We start from the raw sequence: 19,408 nt of genomic DNA on the forward strand, positions 1-19,408 counted from the left end.
AAAAACGAATCAGAAGGGGAGAAATTATGTCTCTGCTATCGGTAAAAGACTTAACCGGCGGTTATACGAGAAACCCGGTCTTAAAAAATGTTTCATTCACCCTTGAGCCGAACCAGATTGTCGGACTCATCGGATTAAACGGCGCGGGCAAAAGCACGACGATCCGGCATATTATCGGATTAATGGACCCGCATAAAGGCTCGATCGAGCTGAACGGCAAGACGTTTTCGGAGGATAAGGAAAGCTACCGCTCGCAATTTACGTACATCCCCGAAACGCCGGTGCTGTATGAAGAACTGACGCTCAAAGAGCATCTGGAGCTGACGGCCATGGCGTACGGCCTTTCCAAAGAAACGCTTGAAAAAAGGCTTCCTCCGCTTTTGAAAGAATTCAGAATGGAAAAAAGGCTGAAATGGTTTCCCGCTCACTTTTCCAAAGGAATGAAGCAGAAGGTCATGATCATGTGCGCGTTTCTCGCGGAGCCCTCGCTTTATATCATTGACGAGCCGTTTCTCGGCCTTGACCCGCTTGCGATCAATGCATTGCTGGAGCGGATGGACGCCGCGAAAAAAGCCGGATCAAGCGTGCTGATGTCAACGCATATCCTGGCTACGGCAGAGCGCTACTGTGACGCTTTCATTATTTTACATAACGGCGAAGTGCGGGCAAGCGGCACACTGGAAGAACTGAGAGAGCAGTTCGGCATGAAAGACGCAGCTCTAGATGACTTGTATATTGAACTGACGAAGGAAGACGCCGGCCATGAATAATATGTCTACTATTTGGCAGTCCCGGCTTGAAGAGCATATAAAGGAAACCAGAATGTATATGAAATATATGCTCAATGATCATCTCGTCATTGTGCTGATCTTTTTTATTGCCGGCGCGGCGAGCTGGTACAGCAAGTGGGTCAAAGACATCCCCGTTCATTTTCCCTCTTTTTGGGTGATGGCGGTGCTCTTTTCATTTGTGCTGACCGGTTCATACGTCCGGACGCTGTTAAAGGAAGCGGACCTCGTGTTTCTGCTGCCGCTTGAACCGAAAATGGGGACATACTTTAAGCATTCATTTAAGTACAGCTATCTGTCACAGCTGTTTCCGCTTATTGCTCTGTCGCTTGTATGCATGCCTCTGTTTTTCGCTGTAAGTCCGGGGGCGTCGCTTGCGTCGTATGCCGCCGTATTTATTCAGATGCTGGCGGTAAAAGCGTGGAATCAGGCCATGGAGTGGCGGATGACGTTTATGAATGACAGAAGCATGAAAATGATGGATGCGGTCATACGCTTTATCTGCAATATGCTGCTTTTATACTTCGTCTTACAGTCGTTTTATGTGTACGCTGCCGCCGTCTACATTGTGATGGCCGGTCTTTATGTGTATTTCACATCGGCCGCAAAACATAAATCATTAAAATGGGAAGCTCATATTGAATATGAATTAAGAAGGAAGCAGCGGTTTTACAGAATCGCCAATCTGTTTACCGATGTGCCTCACCTGAAAAAACAGGCAAAACGCCGGGCGTATCTCGACTTTTTGCTCAGAATGATTCCGTTTGAGCAGCGGAAAACGTTCTCCTATATGTATGCGCGGGCCTTTCTGCGTTCAAATGATTATCTCGGCATTCAGGTCAGGCTCACGATTATTTTTATCCTGATTATTATGCTCGTTTCCGCCAATCCGTGGATCACGGCGGCGTTAACCGTATTTACCGTCTTTATTACGGGAATACAGCTTCTTCCGCTGTTCGGGCATTTTCATCATCTTTCTCTGCAGGAGCTTTACCCGGTCAATCAGAAAGCGAAGCTGCAAAGTTTCTTTTCGCTGATGAAATCGGCATTAACCGTGCAGGCGCTGCTGTTCTGCGCAGCGTCAGCCTATGCCGCGGGAGTCAGCGGGGCGCTGTATGCGGCCGTTGCTTCAGCCGTTCTGATTTTTGTGATCATGCCATCGTATATGGGCGGAAGATTGAAAAAGTACGGCAAGCTGTAATCAATCGGGTTTTTGAAACCTCAATGAAAGAAGGAGACACAGATGACCGACGATCAGCAGCTGGTACAGGAAGCACTGCAATGGAAAGCGCGTTTTTTGCGCAAAGATTCCATGCTTGAACGCTTTTCTAAAGGAATGCAGGCGAAAATAAATGAGCGGATTCCCGAAAAAATTCATGCCGTCATCACAGAAAGCATTAAAAAAATGACCGAAGCAACAATGGCGGGTTCAAATCTGGTGAAAAGCAAGCGGGATACAAACGGTATGACGCTTGCTGAAAAAGATGCTCTCGCCAGACAAACCATCGCATCGTACCAAAAGGTCGCGGCAGCTGAAGGTATCGGTACGGGGGCCGGCGGAATTTTTTTAGGAATGGCTGATTTTCCTTTGCTGCTATCCATTAAAATGAAATGTCTGTTCGATCTTGCCTCCATTTACGGCTATGATGTGAAAGACAGGGATGAGCGATTGTTTTTGCTGTTTATTTTTCAGCTGGCTTTCTCAAGCGGTGAACAGCGGAAACGCATATACTCAATGATTGAACAGTGGGATTCGAAAAAGCATGATGTCGATTGGAGAGTTTTTCAGCAGGAATACCGCGATTATCTGGACGTGGTGAAATTGTTTCAGCTTTTGCCGGTCGTCGGAGCCGCCGTGGGCGGAGCGGCCAATTATAAACTGCTGTCACAGCTCGGTGAGACGGCAAGGCACGTTTTTCATTTAAGAATTACAACAGCCGGTACGTAATGTACCGGCTGTTTTTTTTATGTCAGCGGGGGTAGCTTACCGCGGCGCCGATAAGCACCTTGGCGGCTGTCAGCATCGCTTTTTCATTAAAATCAAATTTCGGGTGGTGATGAGGATAAACGGTTTCCGCGTTTTCTAAAGCGGCGCCCGTAAAGAAAAAAGCGCCTTTTGTATGCTGCAGATAATAGGAAAAATCCTCTCCCGCCATCTGCGGCTCTCCTTCAACGACTTTCGTAACGCCGTCTGTTTCCGCTGCGGCTGCCGCCGCGTGCGCCGCTTCCTCAGGATGATTGACGACGGCGGGATAGCCGCGTTTGAAACGATATTCATAGGAAGCGGAGTGCATGGAACAGATTCCTTTTACGACGGCTTCTATTTCTGCTTCGAGCAGGCCGCGCACACTTTCCTCAAACGAGCGGACGGTGCCTGAAATGACTGCCTGATCGGCAATCGCATTAAACGGATTTTCAGCGGTGAACGAGCCGGCTGAGATGACGGCCGGCTGCACCGGATTTACCCGCCGGCTGACGATATGCTGAAGAGCCGTGACGATTTGTGAGCCGATTAAAACGGCGTCCTTCGTATCGTGAGGGATCGCACCGTGACCGCCTTTGCCGATGACTTTAATCGTAAAGCCGTCAGCGGCGGCCATTACTGGGCCCGGGCGGCATAAGACCGTTCCGACGGGTTCAGTCGCCCATAGGTGTGTGCCGAAAATGGCATCGACATGTTCGAGGCAGCCGTCCTCAATCATTGCTTTTGCTCCGCCGGGAGATAATTCCTCAGCGTGCTGGTGGATCATCACAAATGACCCTTTCAGTTTTTCCCGGTTGCGGTACAGCACTTTTCCGGCCGCGAGCAGAGCCGCCGTATGGCCGTCATGCCCGCAGGCGTGCATGACGCCGGGAATTTGTGAAGCATAGGGCACATCTTTTTCATCCTGTATCGGCAAAGCGTCAAAATCAGCTCTGAGTGCCACGACCGGTCCCGGTTCACCGCCTTCAATACAGGCTGTGACACCGTTGCCCCCGACATTCGTCCGGATGGGGACGCCGAGCTTTTCATAAAATGAGGCGATGAACGCCGGTGTTTTTTTCTCCTTAAAGGATGGCTCGGGATTCATGTGAAGGTGACGCCTGATTTCAACCATTTCCTCATACAGCCCGTCAAGCTGAGCGTTTAAGCTTTTTTGAAGTGTCGTTAACGTCAAAAGCGATGCCCCCTCGTCTGCTTTTCCCATGATTGTATAGAAAATGTCAGAAGATTTCAATCTTTTTGCTACGGGAGAATGATGATGGCGGCGATGGTCGTGATGATAAGTCCGGCCGCAACAGGGATAAAGTTTTTCCTGGCAAGCTCAAACGGGTCAACTTTACAAATAGCCGCAGCGGGAATCAGTGCCCAAGGGACCAATGTTCCGCCCCCGACCCAGATCGCTGAAATCTGGCCCAGCGCCGTTAAAACGGCCGGGTCCGTATGAAGCGCGGCAGAAAACAGCTTTGCCATCGAGCCTGCAAGAGATATACCGGAAAACCCTGACCCGTCGAGCCCGGTAATCGCACCGACTGCGGCCAGGGCGATGCCGGCGAATTCTCCGGACATCGGAAAAGAATGGGACAGGGCCAGTCCGAGGTCATTGACGATTCCCGCAGACCCTTTCGGCAGCGGGGTGTTCAAAATATTTTTAAACCCCGCGTCACCGAGATAAAAGAAGGCCGCGATCGGAATGACGGGGCCGAATACTTTAAAGCCGAATTGAAAACCGCCGATAAAATACTCGGTGATCTTTTCTAAATGCCGCTCTTTATATACAATGAAATGAATGATCAGGAGAATGCCGATCGCGGTTCCTCCGATGAGTGCCGTCGCATCATTTCCTTGGAGGCGGTATACGATCATGCAGATAATATCGGCGAGAAAAACAAGCGGAATGAAAACCGCCAGGATCACCCTGAGTTTTTTCGGCAGATACATACTTGTGTCCAAAGAACCGGAGCTGTCCAAGGAGAGGGGGGCCTTCGTTTTTTTTCGATCCCGCATGATGAGGAAGAAAGCGGTGATTGTCGTCGTTAACCCCATGATCAAAACGAGCGGAATACTTGCCTGCATGACATCGCTCACGGGGATGCCCGCGGCATCGGCCGTTAATTTCGGGGCCGCCTGAATGACGTAATCGCCCGATAAAGCGAATCCGTGGCCGAACAGGTTCATCGCCATAGCCGCAGCGATCGGAGAAAGGCCCGCCCGGATCGCTGCGGGAAGCAGCACAGCGCCGATCAGCGCCACCCCGGGTGACGGCCAGAAAAAAAGAGAGATGGCAAACATCAGACAGCCGATAACCCAATACGCGACAGCCGGCCCTTTCATCAGCTTTGCAAACGGAGAAATCATCGCTTCATTAATACCGGTTTTGGTCAAAAGGCCGCTCATCGCCACGATAAAACAAATGATAAAAATCGTCGGCAGCAATTCTCCGGCGGCATACGTAAAGCTGTGAAACAGGCTGCTGACCGAAGCGGAGAATGAATGCGTCGTCCATAGCGCAATCACAAAAATGCCGGCGAGTGAAATAAAGGTTGTATCTTTTCTGAGAAGCATAAAAACGATAATGGCCGCGATAAAAGCAACATAAAGCAGATGTACCGAGTAGACGCCGATCCCCAATTGAACCACTCCGTTTATAAATAGGATTGCTACAGGGTATTCATAGGCGGGCGGAAGGTGCAAAGAAGGATGCGTAAAATCGGGACATCAAAAAAGCCGGAGAATCTCCGGCGGTTTTCAGTCTATTGCGTAATAAGCGGTTACATAAGACGGACGGGAAAAAATAGACGTCGTGTCGATACCGGCAGATGTTCCGCGTTTTTTATGAGCTTCCTGATAAGAGTTTGACTGCTGCCAATCCTGAAAGGCTTTTTCCTCTTCCCACAGGGTCAAAATGACATACGTATCGCCTTCGAGCGGTCTTAATACGCGGATGGCTTTAAAACCGGGTTCATTTTCCACTTTGCCGGCGCGGTTTTTAAACCGGTTTTCAAACAGCGGACGGCCTTCCTGGGTAACGGCGATGTTGTTGAGGACGGCGTAGCCCGGATTTTTGATTTCCCCGACGCTGTCGATGCTTTCATAGGAATGGGGCGCCTGAAAAACGGTTTCTCCATTTGTTTCATGAATTAAAACCGCATTATCCTCCCCTTGCATCAGCACCATATTCTCACTCGGGTGTTTCTTGGCAATCGTCTTTAAAAAATCGGCTGTCCCGTATGTAATATAAACCTTCATATCAGCCACCTCCTGCTTGCTAGTATATCAAAAGAGTGGTATAAGTTTCTATTGGCGACTCATTCTGACATAATTCGAAACAATATTTCCCATACTACAAGTTAAGAAAGGCGAGGTGACTTATGCTGAAAAAGAAAAAAAGATTCTTTATTCCGGCTGTAATTGCGGCGGCAACCGCTTTTCTCGCGTTAATCGGATACATTATCATTATATTTCTCGGCCATTATGTCATCGATGAAAAGAAATTAATACTGCACGCATCTTCAAAAATCGTCGATCAAAACGGTGATGAAATTGCGAGCCTCTATACGGAAAATCGTGAGCCGGTATCCATTCAGCAGGTTCCGGAAGATGTGAGAGATGCCTTTATCGCCGTTGAAGATAAACGGTTTTACGAACATCACGGCATTGATGTGAAGTCTGTCGGCCGGGCGGTGTTCCGGGATGTTTTAGCAGGCGGCAAGGTGGAGGGCGGAAGCACGATCACCCAGCAGCTGGCGAAAAACATTTTTCTGACTCATGATAAAACATTTTTGCGCAAGACGAAGGAAGTCATTATCGCCATCAATCTTGAGCGTGATTACAGCAAGGACAAGCTGCTTGAAATGTACCTGAACCAGCTTTATTTCGGCCATGGCGTTTACGGCATTCAAGCCGCGTCCCACTACTACTTTAATAAAGAAGTAAAAGATTTAACCGTTGCGGAAGGAGCCGTTCTGGCAGCGATTCCGAAGGCGCCATCTCTTTATTCGCCGATTCAGCATCCGGATAAAAATAAAGAACGGCGCGATACGATTCTTGCAATGATGAACGATCAAGGCTATATCAGCGCCAAGGAAGCCGTCAGAGCCCAGGGCCGGACATTGGGGCTTAATGTCAAGAAAACATCAGAAACGCCTTGGTTTGACAGTTATATCGATCTTGTCATCAAGGAGGCGGAAGACCGTTATTCGATGTCAGGAGAACAGCTGCTTCAAGGCGGTTATACGATCCGGACGTCACTTGATTCCAAGCTGCAGAAAACGGCATATACCCTCATGAAGGAAAGCGGCTATTTTCCGGGGACGGATCAGGCGGCAGAGGGAAGCGCCGTCTTTATTGATAATAAAACCGGAGGCGTGCGCGCGGCGGTCGGCGGGCGCGACTACGTGACAAAAGGATACAACAGGGTTACGGCGAAGCGGCAGCCGGGCTCAACGTTTAAGCCGATTGCCGTATACGGGCCCGCCATGCAGGAAGACAAGTTCAAACCGTATTCGCTTCTCCAAGACAAACTGACGTCCTACGACGGGTATGAACCGAAAAATTATGACGGACAGTACAAGGGGGAAGTGACGATGCAGGATGCGATCACTTACAGCATAAATGCGCCCGCTGTCTGGACATTGAAGCAGATCGGCGTGGATACGGGAAAATCGTATCTTGAGAAAAACGGCATGAACATTTCTGACAACGGACTCGCGATTGCGCTGGGCGGTCTGTCTGAAGGCGTCACTCCGCTTCAGCTTGCCGGAGCTTATCATACCTTTGCGGCAAACGGAATGTATACGAAGCCATTTTTTATAGAGAACATCACGGACGAAGACGGAGAAACGTTATCCGGGCCTAAAAACGGCAAAACGCGCGTCTTCAGCGGACAGACGGCATGGAATATGACGAGAATGCTTCAGCAGGTCGTAAAAGAAGGAACCGCTTCACAAGGCAGCTATCAAGGTGACCTGGCGGGGAAAACCGGCACGACCACATTTACCGGCATCCCCGGCGCGACAAAGGACGCCTGGTTTGCGGGATACACTCCCGGACTGACGGGAGCCGTCTGGATGGGCTATGACAAAACGGATAAAACCCATTATCTGAAAGGCGGCAGCCAATACCCGGTCAGACTCTTTAAAGATATCGTCACAAAAGCGGGTGAAAACGGCCGGACATTCAAAAAGCCTGAAAATGTGAAGGAACTGGGCAGCCCGATTGAGCTGGAGGCGGTAAAATCCCTGTCGGCCCGTTATACATTTAAGGCGATGGGACTGATTACGGTTCAATTAAAATGGGATATTCAAAAGGATGATCGGGTTGTTTACCGAATATATGAGAAGAAAGACGGAAAAGACAAGCTTCTGGATTCGGTGAAAGGAAAAGGCAGCTTTGACATACCGTACGCCAATCTGTTTTCAGGGGCCTCATACAAAGTCGTTCCATTTAATTCGCAGACGAATCAAGAAGGAGAGGGAACGGAATACGTTCAGCCGAAGCTTTTTTCTTCTTAATCATGAATTCGGCGATTTTTTGAACATTAAGCCTCAATTCTATACCATTCAGAAAAAACAAGGTATAGTGTAATGGGCGAAGAACACGAACGTATGGTTGCAGGAGGAAAGGTGGAAATTCAGATGAGTAAACGAGAAGCGTTTAATGATACGTTTTTAAAAGCGGCACGGGGAGAAAAAACAAATCACGTCCCTGTCTGGTACATGAGACAGGCGGGGAGGTCTCAGCCGGAATACCGCAAGCTGAAAGAAAAGTACGGCTTAGTCGAAATTACGCATCAGCCCGAGCTGTGCGCGTATGTGACGAGGCTCCCGGTCGAGCAGTACGGAGTGGATGCTGCCATTTTATATAAAGATATTATGACGCCTCTTCCTTATATCGGAGTGGATGTTGAAATAAAAAACGGAATCGGCCCGGTGATCGATCAGCCGGTGCGCTCTGCTGCGGATATTGAAAAGCTCGGCGAACTGAATCCCGAACAGGATGTTCCTTACGTGTTGGAAACGATCCGATTACTCGTAAACGAACAGCTGAATGTTCCGCTCATCGGTTTTTCGGGAGCGCCTTTTACGCTGGCCAGTTATATGATTGAAGGCGGGCCTTCTAAAAATTACAACAAAACAAAAGCGTTTATGCACAGTATGCCGCAAGCGTGGCAAATGCTGATGGACAAGCTCGCGGACATGATTATCGTTTATGTAAAAGCGCAGATTCATGCCGGCGCAAAAGCCATTCAGATTTTTGATTCATGGGTCGGCGCGCTGAACCGCGAAGATTACCGGCAGTTTATAAAACCGGTGATGGACAGAATATTCCGGGAGCTTTCAGCAGAGCAAGTTCCGCTGATCATGTTCGGCGTAGGCGCAAGCCACCTGGCCGGGGATTGGCATGACCTTCCTCTTGATGTCGTCGGTCTTGATTGGAGACTCGGCATAGATGATGCCAGAAAACAAGGCATTACAAAAACGGTTCAGGGCAATCTTGATCCGTCGCTTCTTCTTGCACCTTGGGAAGTCATCGAGAAAAAAGCGAAAGCGATACTTGATCAAGGCATGAAAACGGACGGGTTTATTTTCAATTTAGGGCACGGCGTATTCCCTGATGTCAATCCGGCAACGCTGAAAAAGCTGACGGCGTTTGTACATGAATATTCCGCGGCCAAAAAAACGGAACAATCTTCCTGAGCAGATCGTTGGTTACAAGAAGATTTTCCTGTCAAAATCAAGGTAGACAGACCATCAAAAGAGGTGTTTAACAAAATGAGCAGCAAAAAGAAAATGGGACTTCTTGTCATGGCTTACGGAACGCCTTACAAAGAAGAGGACATAGAACGTTATTATACGCATATCAGACGCGGAAGAAAGCCGGAGCCTCATATGCTTCAAGATTTAAAAGACAGATATGAAGCGATCGGAGGCATTTCGCCGCTTGCAAAAATTACGCAGGAGCAGGCGGAGAAGCTCGCACAGCGTTTAAATGAAATCCAGGACGACGTAACATTCAAAGTGTACATCGGATTAAAACATATTGAACCGTTTATTGAAGACGCGGTGGCGGACATGCATAAAGACGGCATTACAGAAGCTGTCAGCCTTGTGCTCGCCCCTCATTTTTCAACATTCAGCGTCCAGTCATACAACAAACGCGCGAAAGAAGAAGCGGAGAAGCTCGGCGGCTTGACCATCAAGTCTGTTGAAAGCTGGTATGATGAACCGAAATTCGTTGATTATTGGGTCGGCCAGGTGAAGAAAACGTATGAATCAATGCCGAAAGAAGAACGGGATGACGCGATGCTGATCGTCTCAGCGCACAGCCTTCCTGAAAAAATTAAAGAATACGGCGATCCGTATCCTGACCAGCTGGAGGGATCCGCAAAACTGATTGCCGAAGGCGCCGGAATTACCGATTACGCAGTCGGCTGGCAAAGCGAAGGGAACACCCCTGATCCGTGGCTCGGGCCGGATGTGCAGGATCTCACGCGCGAGCTGTATCAAAAGCATCCTTATAAAGCATTTGTATACGTGCCCGCAGGCTTCGTTGCCGATCATTTAGAGGTGCTTTACGATAATGATTATGAATGCAAAGCTGTGACCGAAGAAGTCGGCGCAAGCTACTATCGTCCGGCCATGCCGAACGCACAGCCTGAATTTATCGACGCGCTTGCAGCGGTCGTGCTGAAAGAGCTGGACAAGTAGAATTAAACGGTAAAGAAGGCGATAAAAATGAGTGGCGATAAAAAACATCTGGTCATCATCGGCGGCGGCATAACGGGATTAGCCGCCGCCTTCTACATGGAAAAAGAAATCAAGGAAAAACAGCTGCCGCTTGAGGTCACCCTGATCGAAGCGGGCCCGAGAGCGGGCGGCAAAATTCAGACGGCGCATAAAGACGGCTACATCATTGAGCGGGGGCCGGATTCTTTTTTAGAAAGGAAAAAAAGCGCGCCGCAGCTCGTTAAGGATTTGGGGCTTGAGCATCTGCTCGTCAACAATGCGACCGGCCAGTCTTACGTGCTCGTCAATGAGACGCTTCATCCGATGCCGAAGGGCGCGGTGATGGGCATTCCGACCAAAATCGCTCCGTTCATCTCCACCGGTTTATTTTCTGTACCCGGAAAAGCGCGGGCGGCGCTTGACTTTGTCCTGCCTGCGAGCAAACCGAAGGAAGATCAGTCTCTGGGTGAATTTTTCCGCAGACGCGTCGGTGACGAAGTCGTTGAGAATTTAATAGAACCGCTATTATCAGGGATTTATGCCGGGGATATTGATAAGCTGAGCCTCATGTCCACGTTTCCGCAATTCTATCAGACTGAGCAAAAGCACAGAAGCCTGATTCTCGGTATGAAAAAATCACGTCCGCAGCCTTCGGGACAGCAGCTGACGGCCAAAAAGCAGGGCCAGTTTTTAACGCTGACGACAGGGCTTCAAACGTTGGTGGAGGAGCTGGAAAAGCAGCTTACGCTGACAAAGGTGATGAAAGGAACGAAAGTCACCCATATCGGCCGCGAGGAGAAAGGATATTCCGTGACGCTTGATAATGGCAAAGTGCTCTATGCGGAAGGATGCATAGTGACAGCCCCGCATAAAGCCGCGGCGAAAATGCTTTCTGATCTGCCGGCGGTTTCATGTCTCAAAGATATGCATTCTACGTCCGTTGCCAACGTCGCCTTAGGTTTTCCTGAGGGAGCCGTCAAAATGGAGCATGAAGGTACGGGATTCGTTATCTCAAGAAACAGCGATTTCTCCATCACGGCCTGCACATGGACGAATAAAAAATGGCCGCACGCGGCGCCGGAGGGCAAAACACTTCTCAGGGCGTACGTCGGAAAGGCCGGAGATGAATCCATCGTAGATCTTTCAGATAACGAGATCATTAAAATCGTAATGGAAGATTTGAAAAAAGTAATGAAAATAAATGGCGAACCGGAAATGACCTGTGTGACCCGCTGGAACGAAAGCATGCCGCAATACCATGTCGGCCATAAGGAGCGCATCAAAGAGTTCAGAGATGCGCTGAAAGCTTCCTATCCGGGCGTATACGCGACGGGCGCGTCTTTCGAAGGGGTGGGCATCCCCGACTGTATCGACCAGGGAAAAGCCGCCGTATATGATTCACTCGCTTATTTATTTGAAACGTACCAGCCTCCGTTATCGTAAAACGGAGGTTTTTTGCATGTTCCCGTTCTGTAAAGGGAACACCAATAAAGAGAAAAAACATTTGAATCTTCTTTGCGACTGTGATAAGTTATCTTATGTACAAAATGACTAAAACGTTCAAACGGTCAATTTAACGAGGTGGGAAACATGTCCGTCGATCGGAAAAAGCTCATTCTGGAAGCGGCAACGAAGTCTTTTACACAATTCGGCTACAAAGCAACGACAATGGATCTGGTGGCAAAGCTTGCAAATGTGGGGAAGGGAACCATCTACACGTTTTTCAAAAACAAAGAAGAACTGTTTGATGATATTTTCACCACTATTTTAAGAGAAATGAAGGAACACGCAGACGAAGCGATGAAACCGGAGCTTTCATTTCACGAAAATGTTCACCGGGCGCTTGTCGCGATTTTGGAATTCAGAAAAACACACCAGCTGACTATTAAAATTTTTCAGGAGAACGCCGAGATTGGTACAATAGCCGTTCAGGATGTCATTGCGAAAATGGAGCGGGCCATTCTGTCATACATTAAAGAAAAGATAGAAACAGCCATTGAAAACGGAAGCATTAAACCGTGTGATCCGGAACTGACCGCTTTTGTGATGCTCAAGCTCTACATCGCGCTGATATTTGACTGGGAAAAAAACCATCCGCCTCTTGAAAAAGAGACGATCGCCGAATTGCTGGAAATGTATGTTGGTCAAGGATTATCTAAATAATAGATGATCCTTCACTTTTTAGGTGCCGTGACCGTTTTGTCAAATGAGTCAGTTTGCGGAAGGAGGCAACAGGGTTGAATACAATAAAAAGCCAGTGGAAAGACATTGTAACGAACAAGAAACTGTTAATCCCCATCATTGCCATATTATTCGTTCCGCTGATCTACAGCGGAGTGTTTTTGAAGGCGTACTGGGACCCGTACGGCACGGTGGATCAGCTGCCGGTTGTCGTTGTCAACCAGGATAAAGGGGCGGACTACGAAGGGAAACATCTTCAGATCGGTGACGATCTTGTGAAAGAGTTAAAGAAAAATGATAATTTTGATTGGCATTTTTCAAACGATCTTGATCAATCGTTAAAGGACTTATTAAATGCTAAATATTATTTATTGGTCGAGATTCCTGAAGATTTTTCTAAAAACGCCAGCACGGTAATGGATAAAAATCCGAAGAAGCTGGATCTGAAATATCATACGAATGCCGGATCAAACTATGTCGGCGCGACAATCGGAGAAAAGGCGATCGACAAGCTGAAAGCCTCCGTGTCGAAAGAAGTGACGGAGCAATACGCAAAAGTCATTTTTGACAATTTTAAAGATATTGCCAAAGGACTCGGCAAAGCCAGCAGCGGCGCCAAGAAAATAGACGACGGCACGAAAAACGCGAAAGACGGCAGCGCCAAGCTGAAGGAAAATTTAGCGAAGCTTACTGAAAGCACCGCCACCATCGGCGATAAAACGCAGCAGCTTGCAGACGGAGCGGCGAAAGTGACAAGCGGAATTCAAACGCTTGACAGCTCTATCGCAAAACTTCAGAGCGCAAGCGCCGAAATTCAAGATAAATCAGGACAGATTGCTTCAGGAGGAGGCCAAGTGGCCAGCGGGCTGAAAACGAGCCTTGACGCACAAAAGCAGCTCCAGCAAAAGCTTCCGGATTTAACGAATGGATTAAGCGCGTTAAACAGCAAGGCGCAGGAAGTGTCGCAAAAAGCGGCGGCATTTGAAGATGCGATCAATTCAGTCAACCTCTCAGATATTGAAAAAGCGGTTGGCGAGCTTGAGCAGACTGAAAAGGAATTGCAGCAGTTTAAGAAAAAGCTTTCTGATCTGAAAAACAGCCTGGATGCCCGGGATGACGCGGTCAAAAAGGTGATTAAGGACAGTGATTTCTTAACGGATGAGCAAAAAGCGAAACTTGTTCAGCTTCTGAATGAGAAGCTTCCGAAGGCCGACCTTCCGGATTTAGACAATATCGTCAGCCAGCTTCCGTCCGGCGGAGATATCCAGCTTCCGGATATGTCAGTCATAAAAAGCGCGCTGGCAGATGTAAAAGCGAAGGCTGATCAGCTGAAAGCACTGCCTCAGTCCACATCGAAACTGTATAACGGCGCGGCGGCGGTACAAGACGCGATTAACCAGCTGACGGCTGGAACTGATAAATTGTACAGCGGAGCGCAGACCGTCTTTGAAAGCCAAAACAAATTGACGGCCGGTATCGGCGAATACAACAGCAAGTTCGGACAGCTCAAATCAGGATCAGAAGCGTTAGTGTCAGGGAGCGGCCAGGTGTCTGGCGGCTTAACGAAACTGCTGGACGCGCAAAACAAAATCCATGACGGCTCGTCCAAAATTGAGCAGGGTCAAGCGTCTCTCGGCACCGGTTTAAGCAAGCTTTTAGACGGCACCGGACAATTGTCCAGCCAGCTGAAAGATGCGGCTGATCAAACCGGGGACATTAAGACAGATGACAAAACGTACAGCATGTTTGCCGATCCGGTAAAAACGGACGATAACGCGATTCATTCCGTGCCTAACTACGGTACCGGACTGACGCCTTATATTCTCTCTATGGGCTTGTATGTCGGCGGATTGATGCTGACGGTCGTATTCCCTCTGAGTGAAGCTTCAGGGCGTCCGAGAAACGGTTTTGAATGGTTCCTCAGCAAATTCAGCGTCATTCTGCTCGTCGGACTGATTCAATCCGTTATAGTCGCCACGGTTCTGTTAAAAGGAATCGGGCTTGATGTGGAAAGCACTTGGAGATTCTATCTCTTTACGATGATTACCAGCATCGCATTCCTGTCGATGATTCAATTATTGGCGACAACGATGGGAAATCCGGGACGCTTTATCGCTGTCATCATTCTGGTGCTCCAGCTTGGGGCAAGCGGAGGAACCTTCCCGCTTGAACTCCTGCCGGGATTCTATCAAGTGATTCACGGGGCACTGCCGATGACTTACAGCATCAACGGGTTCCGTGCCGTCATTTCAAATGGCGATTACGGCTATATGTGGCAGCAGGCATCCATTTTGTTGGGCATCGCCGTTGTCATGATCGCGCTGACCATCGTGTATTTTACGGTGCAAAGCAAAAAAGAACACAAAACGGAAGAAGAAATAACAGCATAAGAAAAAGAGGCGCTGAGCAGATGCTCAGGGCCTCTTTTTTTTGATTTCGATTAAAATCCCCATCTCACCAAAAGTCCGGTATACGTCAATCCGCCGCCGAACCCGAACAATACCAGCGTCTGGCCTTCCGACAGTTTTTTTGCTTTCACAGCTTCATCCAAAGCGAGAATAATAGAAACCGATGAAGTGTTGCCGTAATATTCAACGCTTGTCAATGTCCGTTCAAGCGGGAAGGGCAGTTTTTCACAGATGGATTCGATCATCCGCATGTTGGCGCTGTGAGGAACGAACCAATCCAGATCGTCTTTTGAAAAGCCGGCTTTTTCTAAAAGGGCATTGCATTCCTCAGGCACGGTTCTGGCCGCCCATTTATATACTTCGCGCCCGTTTTGCACCATATTTCCTCCGCCTTTAAGCGGCTCGCCGTTTAATTCTGCGCTCAGTCCCGTGCGATACAACACGTCCGCGCTTCCTCCCGCTGTTCCTTGCACGGCTGCCAAAAAGCCCGGCGCTGATTCGTCGCGTTCCACCAATAGGGCGCCTGCAGCATCTCCGAAAAGAACGCAGGTCGTCCGGTCAGTATAATCCGTTACCTTTGATAATGTTTCACCGGCAATGACAATCACTTTTTGATGGGAACCGGCGGTAATTAATGCGTCTGCGAGCTGAAGGCCGTAAGTGAGTCCGGCGCATGTGGCGTTAATATCAAGCGCTCCCGTGTGCGGCCAGCCGAAGTAAGCCTGCACGCGTGCCGCGGTGCTTGGAAACGCATAGTCCGCCGTCGTTGTGGCGACAAGAATCATATCGACATCATCAAGAGTTCCGCTGTATCGTTCTGCAAGGTTTTTCACCGCTTCCACACACAAATCCGATGTGAATTCATGTTCGCCGGCAATGCGTCTTTCCTTCATACCGGTGCGCTGGACGATCCATTCATCAGATGTATCGACGATGCGCTCCAAATCCGCGTTTGTTAATCGGCGTGCCGGAGCATATGTACCGATTGCTGTAATTTTAGATTTTGACATGAAAAAATCACTCCTTTATATCAGATTATAACACCTGATATTATTACTTGGTACTAATTTTAATAAAAAAACCCAAGCAGCATCCGCTGTTTGGGGAGCATGAGAATTTTATTTGTAAAACGGGCTTGTGTGAACGATTACCAATGACGGCAGCAGCGGCGGCATGAATGATGATGCTTCTTTTTGTCTTTCTTCTTTTTGTCTTTCTTCTTTTTACAAGGGTCTTCTTTTTTCTTTTTACAGTGATCTTTTTCTTTTTTACAGCACCAGAAGGCTGCACCAGACCAATCATCCTCAAACCAATCCTCAAACCAATCATTATGAAACCTTTTCCGCTTGTGCGGTTTACGGCTGATCATACATTTCCCTCCTATGCTCATGCTCCCTTCATTCTATGAAAAAAGAGCAGGAAAAGATTGGACGGGTTATGGATCAAAAGAGTATATTTTAAGAAGAATAAAATTGATAGGAGGAATGACCTGTGGAAAATATGAAACATACGATGGAACTGATTAAAGAACTGGTGTCGATTCCGAGTCCGACGGGCAATACATACGAGGTTATCGCCTATACAGAAAGTCTTTTAAAAGAATGGGGCGTCTCCTCTTACAGAAACCGCAAAGGCGGTCTTTTTGTCACAATTCCCGGCCGTGATGACAAGAAACACAGATTGCTGACGGCGCATGTCGATACGCTCGGCGCGATGGTAAAGGAAATAAAGTCGGACGGCCGGCTGAAGATTGACTTGATCGGCGGCTTCCGATATCACTCGATTGAAGGGGAATATTGCGAGATCCAAACTTCTTCCGGCAAAACCTATACAGGCACCATCTTAATGCATCAGACTTCAGTGCACGTCTACAAGGACGCCGGCAAGGCAGAGCGGAATCAGGAGAATATGGAAGTCCGCCTTGATGAGCCTGTCCGGACGAAGGAAGAGACGTCCGAGCTCGGCATCAGGGTCGGCGATTTCATCTCATTTGACCCGCGCGTGCAGATTACGCCGAGCGGCTTTATTAAGTCCCGGCATCTTGATGACAAAGCGAGCGTGGCTCTGCTCTTGAATTTAATCCGCCGCATCACGGAAGAGAAAATCGAACTTCCGTATACGACGCATTTTCTGATTTCTAATAATGAAGAAATCGGCTACGGCGGCAATTCCAACATTCCTCCTGAGACCGTCGAATACTTGGCTGTTGATATGGGAGCGATCGGCGACGGCCAGTCTACGGATGAATATACCGTCTCCATTTGCGTGAAGGATGCGAGCGGACCGTACCATTATCAGCTCAGAAAACATCTGGCCGGGCTTGCGGAGCGCTATGGCATTGATTATCAGCTTGATATTTATCCGTATTACGGTTCTGATGCCTCAGCAGCCATCCGTTCGGGCCATGACATCGTTCACGGGCTGATCGGCCCGGGAATTGACGCTTCACACGCTTTTGAACGCACGCATGAATTATCGCTTCTTAATACGGCGAAGCTTTTGCACCGGTACGTTCTATCGCCGATGGCATAAAAAACCCTGCGCGGAAATCATTCCGTGCAGGGTTTTCATTTTAACCTGAAATGGTTGTGTTTTGTTCTGTTTTGGCGAGGCTCATGACCTTCGCGCCTTTAACGGGATCATACTGGCCTTCCCATTTTGACATCACAACGGATGCCAGCGCGTTTCCGGTCAGATTGACGACCGTGCGGGCCATGTCCATAATCCGGTCAACACCGGCGATGAATGCAAGGCCTTCTGCAGGAATGTTGAATGCGCCTAATGTCGCAAGCAGGACGACGAAAGAAGTCCCGGGCACGGCAGCCATTCCTTTGGAAGTGACCATCAAGACAAGCACAAGGGTAATCTGCTGCCAAATGGACAAGTCAATGTGGTATACCTGAGCGAGGAATAAAGCGGCGATAGATTGGTACAGCACAGATCCGTCTAAGTTAAAGGTATATCCGATCGGCACAACAAAGGAAACAATACCTTTCGGACAGCCGATTTTCTCCATTTTTTCCATAACGCGGGGGAGTACGGTTTCGGAGCTTGACGTACTGAACGCTAATAAAATTTCATCCTTCATATAGGCGAGGAATTTGAAAATGTTTACTCCGGCAAGCTTTCCGACGATTCCGAATACAACAATGAGAAAGAAAGCCAAAGCTACATACACTAAACCGACCAGTTTACCGAGTGAAAGCAGGGAACTGAGCCCAAATTTGGAAACGGTAACACCAATCAACGCAAAAACACCAAACGGCGCAACTTTCATGACGAGGTTCACAACATGGAACATCGCATGAGAAACACCTTCAAAGAAGGCCAAGACAGGCTTTCCTTTTTCACCGATTGCCGAGATGCCGAGTGCAAACAGCACGGTAAAGCAGATGATGGCAAGCAGATCTCCTTCGGCTAATGATTGGAAGAAGTTTGTCGGTACGATATGCAGGAATGTGTCTGCGATAGATTTGTTATTTTGTTCTTTTTCTGTTTCAACATATTGACTGATATCTGTCTTTTGAGCTTCATGTATATTAACGCCTGTTCCCGGATGAAACAGATTCGCCAAAGCCAGCCCGAGAATAATGGCAAAAGTGGTAATGATCTCAAAATACAAAATCGTTTTGAAGCCTAATTTTCCGACTTGTTTTCCGCTTCCCGCGCCGGCAACGCCGATGATTAAGCTGGAGACGACAATTGGAATCACTATCATTTTGATTAAGCGTAAAAACAAATCGCCGATAGGCTGTAAATATGTTGGAATGGCGGGATTGCCGTACCAGATGACACCGACTACAACCCCTAGTATGAGTCCGACGAAAATTTGCGTCGCTAGTCCAAAGCGTAATTTTTTCATAGATTACCTCCCGAAGAAAAAAGTGCAATAAGTATCTAAAAAGATAGCTATTAGAACAAATTATAATAGAAAAGAAAACAATCCGTCTATAGAAAAATATAGATTGAAAATACTGAATCTTTTAAAACGTACAGATAATTGCTAATAATGGTGAATAACGCCCTATTCAGAAAGTATGATGACGGCCGAAAAAACGGGCGCCGCACAACTTAGAATTGTGCGGCGCCCTATTGTCACATATCCTTAATTTTCAAGCAGTCATTGCACAGATTAATGTGACACTCATACTGCTCAACAATCTCATTTCCGCATTCTTCGCATTTCTTACCGGGTAAATTTCTGAAAAAATCCGACATCTTTTCCAACATACCCATCCCTCTTTCATTGTTTTGTCTCTACATTGTATTATAACAGTTTCGGAAAATCAACGGCTGTTTTGGCACAATGTTTAAAACATGCAA

17 protein-coding genes are annotated in these 19,408 nt (G+C 48.1%); 10 read left to right on the forward strand and 7 right to left on the reverse strand.

Translation table 11 applies throughout. The annotated features are described in order from the left end of the window. The first annotated feature begins 26 nt into the window (after positions 1-26). Genes ecsA through L3V45_RS05050 form a run of 3 tightly spaced genes read left to right on the forward strand, consistent with a single transcriptional unit; the run spans position 27 to position 2,736 of the window. Entirely contained in the window at positions 27-770 is a 744-nt protein-coding gene (gene ecsA / locus L3V45_RS05040; protein WP_003155231.1) for an ABC transporter ATP-binding protein EcsA, read from the forward strand. After that, positions 763-1,989, forward strand: a complete 1,227-nt coding sequence (locus L3V45_RS05045) for an ABC transporter permease (protein ID WP_007409219.1) — start codon at positions 763-765, stop codon at positions 1,987-1,989. The genes ecsA and L3V45_RS05045 overlap by 8 nt, the downstream gene beginning before the upstream one ends. Before the next feature lie 42 nt (positions 1,990-2,031). Beyond that, positions 2,032-2,736 (forward strand): EcsC family protein, encoded by a 705-nt coding sequence (locus L3V45_RS05050; RefSeq protein WP_003155229.1) that lies wholly within the window; start codon positions 2,032-2,034, stop codon positions 2,734-2,736. A 22-nt stretch (positions 2,737-2,758) separates the two neighbouring features. Here L3V45_RS05050 and L3V45_RS05055 read toward each other — a convergent pair whose 3' ends face one another. From L3V45_RS05055 to hmoB, 3 genes are all read right to left on the reverse strand, one after another. Then, a complete protein-coding gene (locus L3V45_RS05055) occupies positions 2,759-3,946 on the reverse strand; it encodes a M20 family metallopeptidase (RefSeq protein ID WP_015388479.1) in 1,188 nt (395 codons plus the stop codon). A gap of 68 nt (positions 3,947-4,014) precedes the next feature. Then, entirely contained in the window at positions 4,015-5,400 is a 1,386-nt protein-coding gene (locus L3V45_RS05060) for a hypothetical protein (RefSeq protein ID WP_095315286.1), read from the reverse strand. A gap of 117 nt (positions 5,401-5,517) precedes the next feature. Continuing rightward, on the reverse strand, positions 5,518-6,018 hold the full coding sequence (gene hmoB / locus L3V45_RS05065) for a heme-degrading oxygenase HmoB (protein ID WP_003155224.1): 501 nt from the start codon (positions 6,016-6,018) through the stop codon (positions 5,518-5,520). A gap of 122 nt (positions 6,019-6,140) precedes the next feature. Between hmoB and L3V45_RS05070 the strand changes: the two genes are divergently transcribed. From L3V45_RS05070 to L3V45_RS05095, 6 genes are all read left to right on the forward strand, one after another. Then, complete coding sequence (locus tag L3V45_RS05070; RefSeq protein WP_003155223.1) at positions 6,141-8,282, forward strand: transglycosylase domain-containing protein; 2,142 nt, start codon at positions 6,141-6,143, stop codon at positions 8,280-8,282. A gap of 123 nt (positions 8,283-8,405) precedes the next feature. Continuing rightward, complete coding sequence (gene hemE / locus L3V45_RS05075; protein WP_015388477.1) at positions 8,406-9,467, forward strand: uroporphyrinogen decarboxylase; 1,062 nt, start codon at positions 8,406-8,408, stop codon at positions 9,465-9,467. A 75-nt stretch (positions 9,468-9,542) separates the two neighbouring features. Continuing rightward, complete coding sequence (gene hemH, locus L3V45_RS05080; RefSeq protein WP_236837278.1) at positions 9,543-10,478, forward strand: ferrochelatase; 936 nt, start codon at positions 9,543-9,545, stop codon at positions 10,476-10,478. A gap of 27 nt (positions 10,479-10,505) precedes the next feature. After that, positions 10,506-11,939 carry a protoporphyrinogen oxidase gene (gene hemY, locus L3V45_RS05085; RefSeq protein WP_003155220.1) on the forward strand — a complete coding sequence of 478 codons (1,434 nt, stop codon included), beginning with the start codon at positions 10,506-10,508 and terminating at the stop codon, positions 11,937-11,939. A 147-nt stretch (positions 11,940-12,086) separates the two neighbouring features. Then, a complete protein-coding gene (locus L3V45_RS05090; RefSeq protein ID WP_003155219.1) occupies positions 12,087-12,659 on the forward strand; it encodes a TetR/AcrR family transcriptional regulator in 573 nt (190 codons plus the stop codon). A gap of 74 nt (positions 12,660-12,733) precedes the next feature. Continuing rightward, on the forward strand, positions 12,734-15,067 hold the full coding sequence (locus tag L3V45_RS05095) for a YhgE/Pip domain-containing protein (protein ID WP_014304734.1): 2,334 nt from the start codon (positions 12,734-12,736) through the stop codon (positions 15,065-15,067). Between the two features lie 50 nt (positions 15,068-15,117). On the opposite strand, the gene fabHB is transcribed toward L3V45_RS05095, so the two are convergent. Both fabHB and L3V45_RS05105 read right to left on the reverse strand, forming a co-directional pair. Beyond that, a complete protein-coding gene (gene fabHB, locus L3V45_RS05100) occupies positions 15,118-16,095 on the reverse strand; it encodes a beta-ketoacyl-ACP synthase III FabHB (protein WP_003155217.1) in 978 nt (325 codons plus the stop codon). A gap of 137 nt (positions 16,096-16,232) precedes the next feature. Beyond that, on the reverse strand, positions 16,233-16,454 hold the full coding sequence (locus L3V45_RS05105) for a hypothetical protein (RefSeq protein ID WP_003155215.1): 222 nt from the start codon (positions 16,452-16,454) through the stop codon (positions 16,233-16,235). A gap of 131 nt (positions 16,455-16,585) precedes the next feature. Here L3V45_RS05105 and L3V45_RS05110 point away from each other — a divergent pair, with 131 nt between their 5' ends. Beyond that, complete coding sequence (locus L3V45_RS05110; protein WP_206335253.1) at positions 16,586-17,617, forward strand: M42 family metallopeptidase; 1,032 nt, start codon at positions 16,586-16,588, stop codon at positions 17,615-17,617. Between the two features lie 40 nt (positions 17,618-17,657). On the opposite strand, the gene L3V45_RS05115 is transcribed toward L3V45_RS05110, so the two are convergent. Next, positions 17,658-18,947: a glutamate/proton symporter GltT gene (locus tag L3V45_RS05115; RefSeq protein WP_003155211.1), complete on the reverse strand. Its 1,290-nt coding sequence runs from the start codon at positions 18,945-18,947 to the stop codon at positions 17,658-17,660. A gap of 233 nt (positions 18,948-19,180) precedes the next feature. Then, positions 19,181-19,321, reverse strand: coding sequence for a protein YhfH (yhfH, locus tag L3V45_RS05120; protein WP_012117221.1), 141 nt, complete (start codon positions 19,319-19,321; stop codon positions 19,181-19,183). Between the last annotated feature and the right edge of the window lie 87 nt (positions 19,322-19,408).

The organism is Bacillus sp. R45 (assembly GCF_021729365.1).
In the GTDB taxonomy this organism is placed as follows: domain Bacteria; phylum Bacillota; class Bacilli; order Bacillales; family Bacillaceae; genus Bacillus; species Bacillus velezensis.